General features: G+C 37.7%; 6 protein-coding genes and 1 pseudogene. 4 read left to right on the plus strand and 3 right to left on the minus strand.

All coding sequences use genetic code 11. The features are described 5' to 3' along the window. Positions 1 to 268 (plus strand): annotated as a pseudogene (locus ACZFYI_RS16540) (hypothetical protein); the annotation flags it as partial. A gap of 78 nt (positions 269 to 346) precedes the next feature. On the opposite strand, the gene ACZFYI_RS16545 reads toward ACZFYI_RS16540, so the two are convergent. The 3 genes from ACZFYI_RS16545 to ACZFYI_RS16555 are packed head-to-tail and all read right to left on the minus strand — an operon-like array spanning position 347 to position 1723. Beyond that, positions 347 to 943 (minus strand): DNA-3-methyladenine glycosylase I, encoded by a 597-nt coding sequence (locus ACZFYI_RS16545; RefSeq protein ID WP_462525235.1) that lies wholly within the window; start codon positions 941 to 943, stop codon positions 347 to 349. A gap of 3 nt (positions 944 to 946) precedes the next feature. Continuing rightward, positions 947 to 1414 carry a TspO/MBR family protein gene (locus tag ACZFYI_RS16550; RefSeq protein ID WP_462525236.1) on the minus strand — a complete coding sequence of 156 codons (468 nt, stop codon included), beginning with the start codon at positions 1412 to 1414 and terminating at the stop codon, positions 947 to 949. A 3-nt stretch (positions 1415 to 1417) separates the two neighbouring features. Then, entirely contained in the window at positions 1418 to 1723 is a 306-nt protein-coding gene (locus ACZFYI_RS16555) for a DUF4286 family protein (protein ID WP_462525237.1), read from the minus strand. A 101-nt stretch (positions 1724 to 1824) separates the two neighbouring features. On the opposite strand from ACZFYI_RS16555, the gene ACZFYI_RS16560 reads away from it, so the two are divergent. Genes ACZFYI_RS16560 through ACZFYI_RS16570 form a run of 3 tightly spaced genes read left to right on the plus strand, consistent with a single transcriptional unit; the run spans position 1825 to position 3902 of the window. Continuing rightward, positions 1825 to 2517: a carotenoid biosynthesis protein gene (locus ACZFYI_RS16560; RefSeq protein ID WP_462525238.1), complete on the plus strand. Its 693-nt coding sequence runs from the start codon at positions 1825 to 1827 to the stop codon at positions 2515 to 2517. Between the two features lie 39 nt (positions 2518 to 2556). Beyond that, positions 2557 to 3000, plus strand: coding sequence for a sterol desaturase family protein (locus ACZFYI_RS16565; RefSeq protein WP_462525239.1), 444 nt, complete (start codon positions 2557 to 2559; stop codon positions 2998 to 3000). Between the two features lie 5 nt (positions 3001 to 3005). Further along, the gene (locus ACZFYI_RS16570; RefSeq protein WP_462525240.1) at positions 3006 to 3902 is read left to right on the plus strand and encodes a MerR family transcriptional regulator; all 897 of its coding nucleotides are present in this window, start codon (positions 3006 to 3008) and stop codon (positions 3900 to 3902) included. The last annotated feature ends 272 nt before the right edge of the window (positions 3903 to 4174 follow it).

The raw sequence follows: 4174 nt of genomic DNA on the forward strand, positions 1-4174 counted from the left end.
GACCGGAGGACGATTCCAATGGGTAGCCTTCAATTCGGAAACCAAAGAATTTATGGGGACAGGAGGTGGTACCTACACAGCAGAAAACGGCAATTATATCGAAAAAATCGAGTTTTTCTCCAGAGATGACAGTCGCGTAGGCGCAAGTCTTGAATTCAAATATGAGGTTATTGATGGGGAATGGCACCACAGCGGACTGAGTTCTACCGGAAATCCGATCTATGAAATCTGGTCTGCCTACAGCAAAGCCTATAACCCGATCAAGTAAATCCGGGAAGTAAAATTTACGGTATCTAAAAAGGGGTCAGAAAGCCAGGCTTGGAAAATTTCCAAAAGCTTGGCTTTCTCATTCACCTAGGACTTTGACTTCTTCGTACCTGAAGCAATCCACAAGGTGGTCATTCACCAAACCCGTCGCCTGCATGTGGGCATATAATATGGTACTCCCCAAAAATTTAAAGCCTCTTGATTTCATATCTTTTGCGAGTCTGTCAGAGACAGGGCTTGTAGCTGGCGCTTCGGACATTGATTTCAGTTGGTTTTGGACCGGTTTCCCATTGACAAAATCCCAGATATAATTTCGAAAACTACCATGAGAAGCCTGAATCTCCATAAACCTTTTTGCATTGTTGATAGCTGCCCGGATTTTCATCTCATTTCTGATGATTCCTGTGTCCAACAATAATTCCTGGACATATCCATCCGGCAAATCAGCTACAACTCTATAGTCAAAGTCTGCGAAAGCTTTCCTGAATCCAGATCTTTTTTTCAATATTGTGGACCAGCTTAGCCCTGCCTGTGCACTTTCCAATACCAAAAATTCAAACTGCTTTTGGTCATCAAAAACAGGAACTCCCCATTCTTCATCATGATATTTCACATAATCTTCAAAGCCCAAACACCATGGGCAGCGAAATTTTCCTGCTTCCTGTTCCATAGACATTATTTATTGATTCAAATACCAAATACTTGCATTAAGTGCTGTGGCAAAACTCACCCATAGTAAATATGGCACCATCAAATAGGACGCAGTTTTGTTTACCTGGAAAAACACCTTGATGCAGACCACTATCATGATCCAAAGAGGAACGATGATGACCAAGCCCAAAATAGGTGATTCCAAACCAAAGAAGGCAGGCGACCAGATTCCGTTAAGGAAAAGCTGAATACCAAATAGCCAAAGGGCTTGTTTTTTTAAAGGATGATTCGATTTCCAGATCAAAAACAATGCAATCCCCATCAAAATATATAAGGTAGTCCAAGCAGGCCCAAAAACCCAAGAAGGGGGAGTAAAGGAGGGTTTGTTGATCGTCTGATACCAACTCCCCACGGAGGAAATAGTGACGAGTGCTCCCAAAGCCCCTGTTACCTGCGGCAAAAGGATAGAAATGATCAATCTGAGTGTGTTATTCATGTTTTATTCAACGGTTTCGAGTAAAGTTCTAAACACCACAAACCGATCCCGGAATTTTTGATTTATATCCTCCTGAAGTTTGCTGGCAAAATTTTCCTGATATTCCATAATTTTCTCCATACTGTCTGTAAAATACTGTACAGAATAATTGGTCGATCCGTCTTCATTGTCATGAAGGATTTTATAAAATCTGTTTTCCAAAAACATTCCTGTAGCCAAAACATCAGGAATATGTGTTTCCTTCATCCAAGTGACCCATTCTGCTTCAGATTCTTTCTCAATATTGACTGTTACATTATATAATATCATATTTCTTTACATTTATCTTTAATTTTGTGGCATTCATCTACCAACAAATATAAGTTCATGTTGTTAATCACCCGTAAATAATCCAAAATCATTTCGTTAATATGTCCCCAAGCTTAATTAACAAAACAGAACATCAAACCGCGATAGAGGCCATCAATGAAATCCAAACGAACAGGCTAAGGCTTTTCAAGGGAATAATTTCCGCATTTTATGTCTCAGGAATAATCGGGCTTTCCATACCCATGGTTAGTTCCTACTTTCAAATGTTGACCCCGTTTACTTTGATCTTGAGCCTTGGCATTTTATTACTGTTTCATACCGGATGGAATAAGTCATTTATTGTGTTTGGAATTTTGGCTATGGTTTTAGGGTATTGTTCCGAGGTAATTGGCATCCATACAGGATTCCCATTTGGAAACTATGAATACGGTCAAACCCTAGGATTCAAACTTTTTGAAGTTCCATTAGTAATCGGTGTAAACTGGCTTCTCCTTGTATATGTGTCAGGAAATCTTTTTTCTTCGAGAATAAAAAATGATTGGTTTGCAGCAGGTTTGGCAGCTTCATTAATGGTAGCTATAGATGTATTCATTGAGCCTGTCGCCATCAACCTCGATTTCTGGACATGGGAAGGTGATGTGATCCCTATTTCTAATTATTTTGGCTGGTTCGGGGTTTCATTTATATTACAGTTACTTTATAGAAAATCTGTTTTTCTCAAAGAAAACAAAATTTCCAAATACCTTTTGATCAATTTGGTTACATTCTTTGCCGCTTTGAATTTTATTAGCTAAATAAAAAATCTCCATAAACATTCTTATCCACTTTGAGTTATGACACTGATGTATGCTGTATTATTTATATTGACTGGATTTGCTATCATGGAATTTTCAGGATGGTTTATTCATAAATATATCATGCATGGTCCACTTTGGAACATCCATAAAACGCATCATGAACCTTCAAAGTCATTCTTTGAACTAAACGACCTCTTTTCATTGCTGTTTGGGAGTATTGCAATAATCCTGATCTTTCTTGGGGTTGACGCTTTGGATTATAGGTTTTGGATGGGAGTAGGGATCAGTTTATATGGCGTATTGTATTTTATCATTCATGATGTCCTTGTACATAGGAGGGTAAAATGGTTTGAAAGACCAAAAAACAGCCTATTACTTGGAATATTCCGGGCACATCAGGCACATCATGCCACCAATAAAAAAAATGATGCCGTTTCATTCGGCTTATTTATAGTACCCAAAAAATACTTTAAACGCTAAAAACTGTGAGTACTTATTCAATCAAAGATCTGGAACAGCTGTCGGGCATCAAAGCCCACACTCTACGTATTTGGGAACAGCGTTACAATTTGTTACAGCCTATGCGGACAGATACCAACATCAGGTTCTATGATGATGCAAGTCTCAAATTGATTCTGAATGTGGCTTTGTTGAATGACAATGGATATAAAATCAGCAAAATCGCCAACATGACGGAAGCTGAAATGAGGGAAGAAGTTGTCAAGCTCACTGAAAAAACCCTTACCCATGACGACCAAATCCATGCTCTTACATTATGTATGATCGAGATGGATGAGGAGAGATTTGAAAAAGTGCTTTCAACCAACATTCTGAAAATAGGATTTGAGCAAACCATGCTCAACATTATCTATCCTTTTATGTCTAAGATTGGGGTGTTGTGGCAGACCGGCGCAATCAATCCTGCCCAAGAGCATTTCATGAGTAACCTGATACGGCAGAAACTTATCGTAGCAATAGATGGTCAAATCTATAAAGGAGGAGGCAAAAAGTTTTTGTTGTATTTGCCTGAAGGCGAATGGCATGAAATTTCCATTCTATTTGCAGCATACCTTGTCAAATTAAAAGGGCATAAATTGATTTATTTGGGTCAAAATACCCCTGATGAAGATCTCCAAATTGTATACAGACTTCATCAACCTGAGTTTTTGATGACTGTAATCACCACTTCGCCAAACAGCGAAGAAGTTCAGGATTACATTTACACCATTTCTGAAAGATTTAAAAATTCTGAAATCATTTTGTCAGGATACCAGATAGTCGGCCAAGACCTTGATTTTCCCAAAAATGTCAGAGCCATGCATTATGCCAAACAGTTGAAGGAGTTTATGGAGGAAATGGACTTGGCGTTGAAAGAAAAATAGTTTCACACATTTATCAAAATATTAAACAAGGAGAGAATTACCATTCTTCCTTTTTTTTTTGCCTTTATAATCAAAAAATACCACCAATAGTTAAAATTGCTGTTTTTGAAAATTTCGTTCTATTTTTTGTTTAAACTTTTTTTTAGTTTTTTACACTTTTTTTTTTTGTATAAAACACACAAAAAAAATTTAAGACAAAAAAAAGAGGTAGCACCTTTAGCACTACCTCAGCCCTAACCAAATAAAACCAAATTCTTACTAATTTGCTTTCC

This window comes from Aquiflexum sp. (assembly GCF_977115555.1).